This window comes from Vibrio ziniensis (assembly GCF_011064285.1).
Classification (GTDB): domain Bacteria; phylum Pseudomonadota; class Gammaproteobacteria; order Enterobacterales; family Vibrionaceae; genus Vibrio; species Vibrio ziniensis.
This window is the reverse complement of record NZ_CP049331.1, coordinates 734,246-747,014: the sequence shown is the minus strand read 5'-3', so window position 1 is coordinate 747,014 and position 12,769 is coordinate 734,246. Positions and strand designations below refer to the sequence as shown.

At 42.2% G+C, this 12,769-nt stretch carries 13 protein-coding genes; all 13 read right to left on the bottom strand.

Annotated elements, in window-relative coordinates; all coding sequences use genetic code 11:
* Window positions 1–67 precede the first annotated feature (67 nt).
* Window positions 68–289, bottom strand: coding sequence for a zinc ribbon domain-containing protein (locus tag G5S32_RS03375; RefSeq protein WP_165310489.1), 222 nt, complete (start codon window positions 287–289; stop codon window positions 68–70).
* 268 nt (window positions 290–557) lie between these two features.
* On the bottom strand, window positions 558–1,433 hold the full coding sequence (locus G5S32_RS03370; RefSeq protein WP_165310488.1) for an alanine--tRNA ligase: 876 nt from the start codon (window positions 1,431–1,433) through the stop codon (window positions 558–560).
* 97 nt (window positions 1,434–1,530) lie between these two features.
* A complete protein-coding gene (gene der, locus G5S32_RS03365) occupies window positions 1,531–3,015 on the bottom strand; it encodes a ribosome biogenesis GTPase Der (protein ID WP_165310487.1) in 1,485 nt (494 codons plus the stop codon).
* Window positions 3,016–3,201: 186 nt separating this feature from the next.
* The gene (gene bamB / locus G5S32_RS03360) at window positions 3,202–4,362 is read right to left on the bottom strand and encodes an outer membrane protein assembly factor BamB (RefSeq protein ID WP_165310486.1); all 1,161 of its coding nucleotides are present in this window, start codon (window positions 4,360–4,362) and stop codon (window positions 3,202–3,204) included.
* 12 nt (window positions 4,363–4,374) lie between these two features.
* Entirely contained in the window at window positions 4,375–4,989 is a 615-nt protein-coding gene (locus tag G5S32_RS03355; protein WP_165310485.1) for a YfgM family protein, read from the bottom strand.
* Between the two features lie 64 nt (window positions 4,990–5,053).
* Complete coding sequence (gene hisS, locus G5S32_RS03350; protein ID WP_165310484.1) at window positions 5,054–6,322, bottom strand: histidine--tRNA ligase; 1,269 nt, start codon at window positions 6,320–6,322, stop codon at window positions 5,054–5,056.
* Window positions 6,323–6,347: 25 nt separating this feature from the next.
* Entirely contained in the window at window positions 6,348–7,472 is a 1,125-nt protein-coding gene (gene ispG, locus G5S32_RS03345; protein ID WP_165310483.1) for a flavodoxin-dependent (E)-4-hydroxy-3-methylbut-2-enyl-diphosphate synthase, read from the bottom strand.
* Between the two features lie 8 nt (window positions 7,473–7,480).
* Window positions 7,481–8,446 carry a cytoskeleton protein RodZ gene (gene rodZ / locus G5S32_RS03340; RefSeq protein WP_165310482.1) on the bottom strand — a complete coding sequence of 322 codons (966 nt, stop codon included), beginning with the start codon at window positions 8,444–8,446 and terminating at the stop codon, window positions 7,481–7,483.
* A gap of 314 nt (window positions 8,447–8,760) precedes the next feature.
* Window positions 8,761–9,882, bottom strand: coding sequence for a dual-specificity RNA methyltransferase RlmN (gene rlmN, locus G5S32_RS03335; RefSeq protein WP_165310481.1), 1,122 nt, complete (start codon window positions 9,880–9,882; stop codon window positions 8,761–8,763).
* 251 nt (window positions 9,883–10,133) lie between these two features.
* Complete coding sequence (ndk, locus tag G5S32_RS03330) at window positions 10,134–10,574, bottom strand: nucleoside-diphosphate kinase (protein WP_165310480.1); 441 nt, start codon at window positions 10,572–10,574, stop codon at window positions 10,134–10,136.
* Window positions 10,575–10,646: 72 nt separating this feature from the next.
* Window positions 10,647–11,939 (bottom strand): aminopeptidase PepB, encoded by a 1,293-nt coding sequence (pepB, locus tag G5S32_RS03325; RefSeq protein WP_165310479.1) that lies wholly within the window; start codon window positions 11,937–11,939, stop codon window positions 10,647–10,649.
* A 165-nt stretch (window positions 11,940–12,104) separates the two neighbouring features.
* Window positions 12,105–12,299, bottom strand: coding sequence for a Fe-S cluster assembly protein IscX (iscX, locus tag G5S32_RS03320; RefSeq protein WP_165310478.1), 195 nt, complete (start codon window positions 12,297–12,299; stop codon window positions 12,105–12,107).
* 120 nt (window positions 12,300–12,419) lie between these two features.
* The gene (gene fdx / locus G5S32_RS03315; RefSeq protein ID WP_165310477.1) at window positions 12,420–12,758 is read right to left on the bottom strand and encodes an ISC system 2Fe-2S type ferredoxin; all 339 of its coding nucleotides are present in this window, start codon (window positions 12,756–12,758) and stop codon (window positions 12,420–12,422) included.
* Window positions 12,759–12,769 lie beyond the last annotated feature (11 nt).

Genomic DNA, 12,769 nt, shown 5'->3' with positions numbered 1-12,769 from the left:
CGTAGGGAAAATCTCACTCAATATTTGAATGAGATTCTATGATAATAAATTATTTAAATTCAGATAGTTATGCTGTTTTCTGAAATTCAAAACGGATACGTGATTTAGACTTTAATTCATTGCAGGTATTGCAAAAGTAGTTAGCTGCACCGCAAGCCTGCAATTTCTCTAATTCAGTATCGCATTCTGGACAAAACCCAACTTTCTTAAAATGCTCATCACAAGAAGAACAATGATACTGTCCATCCCATTCAAGCTCTTTCTCACATTGAGGGCATAAGTTTTCCATGACAAAGCTCCAACTTCTAAAACCACATTATTAATACTGTAGAACTGGCTAGATCGACTTATGACATAATAAAGATCGTTATAGAGATCTCAATCCGATCTTCTGCTTTATCTATTTTGATCAGCGATCTACCCTTAAAAGAACATTTATATAACCACACACCGAAAGCATAAGTTACATATTCTGCATTTGGATTTTAAAAAGAATAAAAAACTAAATACATCAACTTAAAACCAAATTATTAGAATTTAACAAAAAGATCATTTAACTAGGATTGAGTTACATGGGTGTGCATTTCGATATGTTCACCATCGCGTTGCACAAGTTTCACCTGCATAGTTCCAAATGATGTTAATGAGTCACAATGCGTGCCGCCACAAGGGATGATAGCCACTTCACCTTCACCTAAATCACACTGCCAATAGCGGGAATCTGTTAAATTATCACCTTGTCTGATTATCTCAATTTTAGATCCAAGCTTTAACCAATCAGAGAGTTGTGAGTTTACCTGCTCTTCAATCTTAGCTAAGTTTTCTAGCATATCTGCGCTATTCAGGCCACGTTTACGCAAAGTTTTACCTAAACGGTACGTATCTAAACAACGGTCTTCGGTTACAAAGCTTGTAACTTGAGCATAGCTATTAAAGTCATTGTGGCCGTGTGGGTCTTTTCTATCAGCATCTTTACGCCAATATGCAGACGCCAACACTTTGTTTAATGCGAGATACGCTAAATGCCCCGCGCTGTGAGCACGACTCAGCTGATTTTGGTATTCTTCATCAACAGTTAAAGTCACTACATCACCAACTTTTACAGCATTTTCTTCTGTCTTAATTTGATGAACGACAACGAATACCCATCCTGGCTCATCTCGCTTAACAAGGATCTCTTTGCCGACTAACAGTTGATGCTCATCCTGATTGATAGCTCCAACTAAGCAATCTTCAACAACATATACGCAGCCATCGACTGCAAGCGTCCCTCTGTCTGCTGGATGATCAGGCCAAATATGGCTCACAGGATGAAACGGCGTTTGAGTGCTAACAACATAAAGATACTCGTCATGAGGTCTGACAAACTGTACCTCACTTGCTAATTGATAGATTGATTGAGTAAAGGTGACTTGTGTAGGTGTATAGGACATATCGGGTCTATTGGCACATTAAAAACAAAGTGGAAGATAATAAAATAAAGCAACAGATAGTAAAAAGCCCAAGCATAGCTTGGGCTCTGTTCATACATTATTTTCTGCGACCTTTCATCATGGTCATCAAGCGCTTGCGTTTGCGCTCTTGAGATAACGTCATTTTGTTAGTTTTACCTTCAAATGGGTTTTCGCTATTTTGGAACTGAATACGAATCGGGGTACCCATGATATCCAATGATTTACGGAAATAGTTCATCAGATAACGTTTGTATGAATCAGGTAGTTCATTAACTAGGTTACCGTGGATCACAATGATTGGTGGATTATAGCCACCAGCGTGCGCGTATTTCAGTTTCACACGACGGCTACGAACCATAGGAGGCTGGTGATCTTCCGTCGCCATCTTCATGATACGAGTCAGTACGGAAGTACCAACACGAGTTGTCGCCGACTTATAAGCTTCTTGTACAGATTCAAACAAATGACCAACACCAGTACCGTGAAGTGCAGATATAAAGTGAATACGAGCGAAATCAACAAAGCCTAGACGACGGTCTAGCTCTTTCTTCACACGGTCTTTAACATCAGTGTCCAAGCCATCCCACTTATTAACTGCGATAACAAGTGAACGACCAGCATTAAGAGCAAAGCCTAGTAAGCTTAAATCTTGATCTGAGATGTTCTCACGTGCGTCTACAACAAGCAGAACCACGTTCGCATCTTCGATAGCTTTCAGGGTTTTAACAACAGAGAACTTCTCTACTGTCTCATTTACACGTTTACGGCGACGTACACCCGCTGTATCGATAAGCACATATTCACGCTCATCACGCGTCATAGGAATGTAGATAGAATCGCGTGTTGTTCCCGGCATATCGTAAACAACTACACGTTCTTCACCCAAAATGCGGTTAGTCAGAGTAGACTTACCAACGTTTGGACGACCGATAATTGCCAGTTTGATCGGCTGATCTTGCAGACGCTTATACGCTTCTTCCGCTTCTTCTTCTGTGTACTCGAGTTGCTCTTCTTCTGAATCTTCAAATTCAGTCAGATCTTCTAGAAGTGCATCTTGAGCTTGCATCTCTTCGGCAATCGGGCTTAACGCACGATCAATCAGAGCACCAACACCACGACCGTGAGCTGCGGCGATTTGGTACATATTTTCCATACCAAGTTGCCAGAACTCAGCACTCGCTGCATCAGCATCAATACCATCAACTTTGTTGACAACCAAAATGCTGTTTTTCTCAATACGGCGAAGATGTTGAGCAATAGCTTCATCTGCTACAGTTAAGCCCGCACGGCCATCTACCATAAACAGAACAACATCTGCCTCTTCAATCGCAGCTAGCGATTGTTCAGCCATTTTTGTTTCAACACCTTCTTCACTACCATCAATACCACCGGTATCAATAACGATGAATTCGTGTTCACCTAGCTTTGCTTGACCATATTTACGGTCACGGGTTAAACCAGGAAAGTCTGCAACCAACGCATCGCGAGTACGCGTTAAGCGGTTAAACAGTGTCGATTTACCTACGTTAGGACGCCCTACAAGAGCAACAACAGGTATCATAACAACCTCTACAATTATTAATCATATGTAGTTATAGGTAATGACTGAGAAAACAACCAATCAGCTTTATACCAATATTGTCGCTGTCACGACCATATAAGTATTACCTATAACCACATTATTTATTTCAATAAAACGGCTCCTAACTGTTTCCAGCTAGGAGCCGTATGTGAATTATATCACAAATTACTTTTTGATCGTCAGTTTCTTTACATCGCCATCGCGAGTAACGAGAACATAACCGCCATCAATAGCAACTGGTCCTACAGCGAAACCGCTATCATCAACCATTTGTTGAGCAACAAAATCACCTGAACTACGATCTACCCAGTGTAGATAACCTTCACTGTCACCCACAACCACATAACCTTCAATGATTTTTGGCGCAGTCAGTAAACGGTGTTCAAGTCGCTTGTTACTCCAAAGTTCAGTCCCACTACGTGAATCAACAGCAACTAAGTGATCTTTATCCGTTACCAGGAATAAACGACCACCATCTGTCACCATATCCGTTGATGAAGAGTAGTTACGTTTCCAGATTGGGTTTCCTGAACGTAGATCAATTGCAATTAACTGTCCGTTGAAACCAATAGTGTAAAGTGTCCCACCTATGATCACTGGAGAAGCATCAACATCAACCAAACGATCTATTTCTGTCGCGCCTTTAGGCTGCCCTACTGGTTGTTGCCAAATAAGCTGACCGCGAGCTGAAATTGCAGCTGCCAATCTACCACTTGGTGTACCCCAGAACACACCGCCAGAAACAGCAGAAGGCTGGCTATCACCACGTAGTGTCAAGTTTGGAACTTCAGTACTAATTGTCCATTTTTGGCTACCAGTCGCTTGATCTAGTGCAACTAACGCACCACGGCTAGTATTCACGATGACAAGGTTGCTATCAGCTACAGGTGATGCTAATACTTCACCTTCAACTTTCACTTTCCAAGACTCGGTACCAGTCTCGGCATCTAAAGCAATAACAACACCGTTTTCACTACCGATGTAAATTTGCCCGTAAGCAGCAACGATACCACCAGAAAGACGAGCAGAAACATCTTCTTTCAGATTAACTTTCCAGATCTCTTTGCCGTTTTCAGGATCAAGCGCTTTTACAATACCATCTCGGCTTGCAACAAAAACTTTGCCATAAGCGTAATCCGGAGATAGTTTTGAGAAATAGTGCCCAACACCTTTATCAATAGAAGCTTTCCACAATGTTTTTGGCGTAAATTCGCTTTTCACCACAGGCACGGGAGCCATGACAACGTTTTCTTCTTCTCCCGCACAACCCGCTAGCAACGCTAATACAGCTGAAGATAGGAGCACTCTGTTGAGCATCTTTTTCATCAACTTGTGCCCTTACTTGGCAAGATCATCCAATTTAATTTGCAGTGTCTGGCTAGCATCACTCGCTTGCTGCGCTTCAGTGTAAGCAGCATAAGCGGCTGCGCTATCACCTTTGCGTAGTGAAATATCACCACGTAACTCAGCAACTCGGCCAGCCCAACTCTCTTCTTTAATGTTGCTTAATTCAGTTAATGCTGCATCAAAGTCGCCTTGCTCAGCCTGAAGGCGGGCAACACGGAAGGTAATGATAGGTTTTAAAGCAGCGTCTTTGGTTGTACCTTTCGCCCACTCAAGTTGAGCTAATGCCTCATCTAAATGACCCGCTTCAATTTGCGCTTTAGCCAGTTGCATTGCAGCAAGTACTGAGTATTCAGTATCTTTATTACCATCAATAAAGCTTTGCACATCACCGCTAGCATCAATACCTTTAGAGGATAGAGACAAGATTGCTTGAGAATATGCTTCTGAAGCAGCCTCTTTTGCTTCGGTTACGCTATCTTGGTAATAACGCCAACCAAACAGACCACCTAAGCCAATAACAGCACCTAGCATTACGGCTTTGCCATTTTCCTTCCACCAATCTTTGATCGCTTCTACTTGTTGTTCTTCAGTATCGTAGAGTTCCACTTGCTATCCTCTTAATTAATGCCAATGACGAGCATTGACATAATGTATCTCTAAAAATGCGCTATTAGATCAAATGAGCCAGTTTGCTCGCGATCTCAGCTTGAGAAATTGTTTCTTGGTCGCCGCCAGTCAGGTCTTTAACGACCACAGTATTTTCAGCAACTTCATTTTCGCCTAAGACTAATGCTATCGCAGCACCCACTTTGTCTGCACGCTTAAACTGTTTCTTAAAGTTTCCGCCACCAAAGTGTGTCATCACACGTAGACCTGGAACCTGTTCACGAATTTGCTCAGCAAGCTTCATACCCGCAGACAGAGTGCCTTCACCAGCGGTCACCATGTAGACATCAACACTACGACGAACATCTGTATTGCCTAATGTTTCCATCATCAATACTAAGCGTTCTAAGCCCATAGCAAAGCCGACAGCTGGAGTAGGTTTACCGCCCAATTGTTCTACAAGACCATCATAGCGGCCACCACCACATACAGTACCTTGTGAGCCTAAGCTTTCAGTGACCCACTCAAATACAGTACGGTTGTAGTAATCCAAACCTCGAACCAATCTTTGGTTAACCGTATATTCGATACCTGCAACATCAAGAAGTTCACACAAACCTGCAAAATGTTGTTTTGATTCTTCATCTAGGTAATCAGACAGTTCTGGTGCATCACCTAATACCGCCTGAACATCTGGGTTTTTGGAATCAAGAACTCGTAGAGGGTTGGTGTATAGACGACGCTTACAATCATCATCCAGTACATCCATATATTGTTCTAGGTATTCGATTAGCGCAGTACGATAATTAGCACGAGCTTCCAGTGAACCAATAGAGTTCAGTTCAAGACGTACATGCTCAGAAATACCCAATTCACGCCACATACGTGCAGTCATCATGATCAGTTCAGCATCAACATCAGGACCATCTAGACCAAAGACTTCCACACCACATTGATGGAACTGACGATAGCGTCCTTTTTGAGGGCGCTCGTGACGGAACATTGGACCGATGTACCAAAGACGCTGTTCCTGGTTGTACAGCAGACCGTTTTCGATACCAGAACGTACACAGCCAGCAGTACCTTCAGGGCGTAGCGATAAGCTATCACCATTACGGTCTTCGAAGGTGTACATCTCTTTTTCAACCACGTCAGTGACTTCACCAATCGCACGGCTAAATAGATGTGTCATCTCAACGATAGGCATACGAACTTCGTTATAGCCGTAAGCACTAATTACGTTTTTTACCGTGCCTTCCACTTTTTGCCAAAGTGGAGACTGAGTTGGGAGACAGTCGTTCATGCCTCGGATTGCTTGAATAGTCTTTGCCAAAATAGTTACCGTAATATCGTTTAGATTAATCTTGTTCAAGTTGCTGAATGTTGATGCGGTTTTTCTCATCTAACATGGAAGCTTTAGCGCGAATTTTCGCTTCAAGCTGAGCAACTAGGTCGTCGTTGTCAAAACGTTCTTTTTGACGAACGCCGTCTTCATAAAAAGCGCTTTTCTTGTTACTGCCTGCGAGACCTAAATGAGAAACTTCCGCTTCACCAGGACCATTGACCACACAGCCAATAATGGAGACATCCATTGGCGTTAAAATGTCTTCCAAACGTTGTTCCAGCTCATTAACAGTTGAAATAACATCAAACTCTTGGCGAGAGCAGCTTGGACAAGCAATAAAGTTAATTCCGCGAGAACGAATGCGCAGTGATTTCAGAATATCGAAACCCACTTTAATTTCTTCAACTGGATTAGCAGCTAAAGAGATACGCAACGTATCGCCAATGCCTTCTGCAAGCAGCATACCTAAACCAACCGCTGACTTAACTGACCCTGCACGAGCTCCGCCCGCTTCAGTAATACCCAGATGAAGTGGCTGATCGATTTTCTTCGCCAACAAGCGATACGAATCCACAGCAAGGAAGACATCGGATGCTTTCACGCTGACTTTAAACTTATCAAAGTTCAGACGATCAAGAATATCCACATGACGCATTGCCGACTCCACCAACGCTTCTGGTGTCGGTTCGCCATATTTCATTTGCAGATCTTTTTCTAATGAGCCACCGTTTACCCCGATACGAATCGGAATGTTTTTATCACGCGCACAGTCCACCACAGAGCGAATGCGTGCTTCATTACCAATGTTACCTGGGTTAATGCGCAAACAATCAACACCGTATTCAGCCACTTGCAATGCAATACGATAGTCAAAGTGAATATCAGCGACGAGTGGAACTGACACTTGCTGTTTGATAAGTTTGAATGCTTCGGCTGCATCCATCGTCGGAACAGACACGCGAACGATATCTGCACCAACTTTTTCCAAAGCTTTAATCTGAGCGACTGTCGCTTCAACGTCAGTCGTTCTTGTGTTGGTCATTGATTGCACAGCAATTGGCGCACCATCGCCAATTGGCACATCCCCTACATAAATACGTGTAGAAGGACGACGTTTGATCGGAGATTCGTGTTGCATAGTAATGTCTAAGGTAAGGTGAATCTTGCTACTTTGCCTGAAGTATACCCAGAAAGGTCTACAGGTTCACTCGCAAATGTCATTGATACACTCTCTGGAGCGCCAAGAATCACTTGTAGAGGTTTTTGCCCACGTAAACTCAGTGTCTGACCAGCTTGTTTGATGCCTGTAGACAAAGTTTTACCTGTTGCATCTTTAACTTGGATCCAGCAGTCAGCAGAGAAAGAAAGAGTCAAGTTTTCTAATACTGCTGACTCTTCGACTACTGGGTCTACTACTGGGTCTACTACTGACTCTTCTACTACTTGAACATTTGGTGTGGATGAGGAATCAGTATTTTCAACTAAGGGTTGTTCAACTAGTTCAATATTTTCACCTTCATTAGCAGGAGAAAATGGTTCAACAGGTTCTTCACCTGATTCTTCCGTTAATTCACTTACAGTAGCAAACTCTTGATCGTTACGAGAATTTTGAAGTGAAGAGTCATTACTCAACACTGCTGATACTTCAGCATCTTTACCCACTTCAAATCCATTATCTTTATGATTCTGCCACCACCAAAGTGACGACATACCAATTAGGATAATCAGAATAACCCAAGTAATAGTCATTATATGGCTATCATGCTTCGCTCGTTTGGTCTTCTTGGAAAAGCTCTGCATGGTCTGCTCTTGTGGAGCAACATTAGTGACAGTACTTTTTTCATAAGCTTCTAATATTTCAGACTCTTTGATCCCCACCGCTTTAGCGTAAGAACGCAAATAGCCGCGAATAAAAGTAGCGACTAAATCAGAATCAAAGTTGTTATCTTCCAAATTTTGAACAATAGATACACGTAACCTTAGACGGTCTGCTACTTGTTGCTGTGTTAAACCTAAAGCTTCGCGTTTTTCTTTTAAAAGGGTTCCTGGTTCTACAAAAGTTTGTGTTTCTTCAACGATAAGGTTTTCTTGTTCTGTGTGTTCAGTATTCATCCGCGATGTCTATCTCATATTTTGTCGCTCAAGTATAAATTCGATACTTTTATTATTGATTTGTTAGTAGTAAGCAAACTTGATAACTTCAACAGGTGGAAATCATTTAAATTCGATATCGTCAGTAATTCGCATTTACTTTTGATAATAGTGGAACATTCTAATAGATATTAGACTGTAAACAACAAGCATTTGGAAAAGAAATTACAGACACGTCAAGGTTTTTGCTTAAACTGACATCAAAAAGACATAATTTGTAGGATTAATTCCAAATACAAGTAAGCCAGAGTGTACTCTGGCTTACTCATTTATTACTAAATCTGTTTAACAGGGATAGCTTGTTTATCCATCTTAATAGCTTTAGTGCGTTTGGTTCGGTCAATTACGTCACCAACTAACTGACCACAAGCCGCATCGATATCATCACCACGTGTCTTACGAATCGTTACAGTATGCTCGTACTGCATTAGTGTTTTTTGGAAGCGGTCGATTCGTGAATTACTTGGTTTCTTGTAAGGTGAACCCGGATATGGGTTAAACGGAATCAAGTTGATCTTACAAGGCGTATCTTTCATTAGTTGAGCCAGTTCATGAGCATGCTCTGTACCATCATTAACATGGTCAAGAAGTACATACTCCACCGTCACTTTACCTCTGTTTGCGTTTGACGACGCAATGTAACGGCGAACCGATGCAAGAAACTCTTGAATATCCCAACGATCATTAATTGGCATAATTTCACTGCGCAGTTTATCGTTTGGAGCGTGAAGTGAAATGGCTAAAGCAACGTCGATTTGACCAGTCATTTGATCTAAACCTGATACAACACCAGAAGTCGACACTGTTACGCGACGTTTTGAAAGACCAAAACCTAGGTCATCCAGCATAATTTCTAGTGCTGGAATTAAGTTCTTCATATTCAGTAACGGCTCGCCCATACCCATCATTACTACGTTGGTAATTGGACGACGACCCGTTTCTTTTTCTAAACCTATTTCACGTGCAGCTCGCCATACTTGACCAATGATTTCAGATACACGTAAGTTACGGTTAAAACCTTGTTGAGCGGTAGAGCAGAATTTACATTCAAGCGCACAACCAACTTGAGAAGAGACACATAGCGTTGCACGATCTTCTTCCGGGATATAAACCGTTTCTACGTCCTGATCGCCCACTTTCATCGCCCACTTAATGGTGCCATCGCTAGAGTGTTGAGCTTCAGATACGTACGGTGCGCGAATTTCACATTTTTGGATCAGTTTTTCGCGCAACTGCTTATTAATATTGGTCATCTTTTCGAAGTCATCACAACCAAAGTGATAAATCCACTTCATCACCTGATCGGCGCGGAATGCTTTTTCACCCAGTTCATCAGCGAAAAATGAACGCATACCCTTGCGATCAAAATCAAGTAAATTGACTTTTTGTGTGGTCATGTAGCCTCTCAAAGATGGAACTATAATTAAGGGCGCGAATTGTACAGCCTTTAGGCAGTAACAACAAGGGCTGCAATACCATGAGTTTATTATGGTATTTACAACTCATTGAATAAAAAATAATCAGCAATTTAAATAAATAAGCGAGAAGGGATAAATGCTTGGTGAAGTGGCTGAAACCAACCAACTTCAGGATAGAAAAGAAAGTGTGTTTGATACAAAAAAAGCTCCCTTTCGGGAGCTTTCTAAAATTAAACTACAGCTTCAGAGCGAGGACAGATTTCTGATTCAGGAAAAAAGAACTCAATTTCACGTGCTGCAGACTCTGGGCTATCACTGCCATGCACAGAGTTATGACGCATGCTTAATGCATAATCTGCACGGATAGTGCCACAAGCAGCTTCTTCTGGGTTAGTTTTACCCATCAGTTCACGGTAACGAGTAACCGCATCTTCACCTTCAAGAACTTGAACCATAATTGGGCCAGAAGTCATGAACTCTTTTAGCGGTTCAAAGAATGGTTTTCCTTCGTGCTCCGCGTAAAAGCCGCTTGCTTGCTCATCAGTCAGACGAAGCATTTTCGCAGCAATAATACGCAGTCCCGCTTTTTCAATGCGATGATAAATTTCACCGATCAAATCACGTTCCACAGCGTCAGGCTTAATAATAGAAAATGTTCTCTCTAGGGCCATAAGATGTCCTTTTACTTTACTTGTCGTTTTATTTTAGAAAGGTGGATCTACACCACCTTTGTTTTAATCGAATTATTTCGCTTGATCCATTAGAACACGAGAAATGGTTCTTACGCCCATACCCGTTGCACCAGCCGCCCACTTATCACTAGGAGACTTACGGTAAGTACCCGCACAGTCAAAGTGTAACCAGCCTTTCTTGTGATCTTCAACGAAGTAAGACAAGAACGCTGCGGCTGTACTTGCACCCGGCGTATAATCACCAGAGCTGATATTAGATAGATCAGCAAACGGTGATGGCAACATTTCACGATGGAAATCCATCAGTGGTAGTGGCCATAAACCTTCGTGCTCAGCTTTAGCCGCAGTCAGAGCTTGGTGTGATAACTCATCATCAAAACTCATTAGCGCATGGAAATCATTGCCTAATGCATTTTTCGCAGCGCCTGTTAGAGTTGCACAGTCGATAATAAGCTCAGGCTTTTGCTCACTCGCATACATTAGACCATCAGCAAGAACTAAACGGCCTTCTGCGTCGGTGTTCATGATTTCAACTGTCTTACCGTTTTTGTAAGTAATGATATCGCCAAGTTTAAGTGCACGACCAGAAACCATGTTTTCCGCACAGCAAAGGATCAATTTTACGCGTTTGTTTAGGCCACGAAGAATCGAAAGCGCAAGTGCGCCAGTCGCCATACCAGCACCGCCCATGTCAGCTTTCATTGATGACATCATGCCAGACGATTTGATGCTGTAACCACCTGAATCGAAAGTGATGCCTTTACCAACTAGACACGCATACACTGGCGCGTCCTCTTTACCTGTTGGGTTGTAATCCAATTGCAGCATAGAAGAAGTACGGTCTGAACCACGGCCAACAGCAAAAATGCCTTCCCAGCCTTCAGCAAGTAGATCTTTATCTTTTACGATGCGGTAAGAAACATGATCCGGTGCGATTGATTTAACAAATTCAGCTGCCATTGTTGCAAGCTGACGAGGGCCCACTTCTTCAGCGCTCTTGTTAATGATATCACGAACCCAATCAGTCGCTTTGATACGCGCATCGAGCTCAGCTTGATCAGCTTCAGCCAGTGGTTGCCATTCTAGTGTATTTCTCTTCTTCGCTTCACGGTAGCCTTGATGAAAAGCCCAGATCGCTTCAAGATCCCAGCCTTCACCTTGCAAAGATAAAGAACGCAGTCCTTGATTATCTAATTTACGAGCAGCACGTTGAATCGCGCCTAAATCGTGAGATTGAGTAAGATGAATCGTTACACCTTGCTCAGAAAATGATACTAGAGCCTTCTCTCCCCACTGAGGCTGGGCAGCTTCTAGACTAATAAATACAGACATTTGTGTAGACATGGTTTCTCCTTGTCCTTGTAATGGCGGTTCTGCGCCACATCTGATCGTTAACCAAAGGATGTTAGCATTTTGTCAGGTTAATATGTCAACTTGATAATAAAATCGGGCTACAAGGCCCGATTTTTTATTAAAATTTGTTAACTTAGCGATGCTAGATAAGCGAAATTAATCTCGCTCATCCATCCAGCACATAATGATCGCTTCAAGAATTTTTTCGTTCGAGCGATTTGGCTCATCTTTAAAATCTTCAAGCTCTAATATCCACTGATGTAAATCAGTAAAGCGAACGTTTTGTGGTTCAACATCCGGATATTTTTCGTAAAGCTCAATGGCGATATCGCGTGAATCAGTCCATTTCATAATAGTATTCCAGTGTCATATTATCTGGCTAAAAACAAGCCAAAGCTAAACCTGAACTTCTTCAAACGGCACTTGGAATATACTTTCAGCACCGAAAATTTAGTCGTTCAGGAATAATGATTAATGATCTTCTGTTGCGTGGTTTAGGGTGTATTTAGGAAGTTCAATAACCAAATCTTCATCGGCAACCCGAGCCTGACAACTTAAACGTGATTCAGGCTCTAGACCCCATGCTTTATCTAGCATGTCATCTTCCAGCTCATCACTCTCTTCTAGCGAGTCAAAACCTTCACGCACAATACAGTGACAAGTGGTACACGCACATGACTTTTCACATGCGTGATCAATTCCAATACCGTTCTTCAACGCCACATCAAGAATGGTTTCGCCAGTTTGTGCATCTAATACCGCACCTTCTGGACAAAGTGTTTCATGGGGTAAAACAATAATCTTAGGCATTTTTGTCTTCT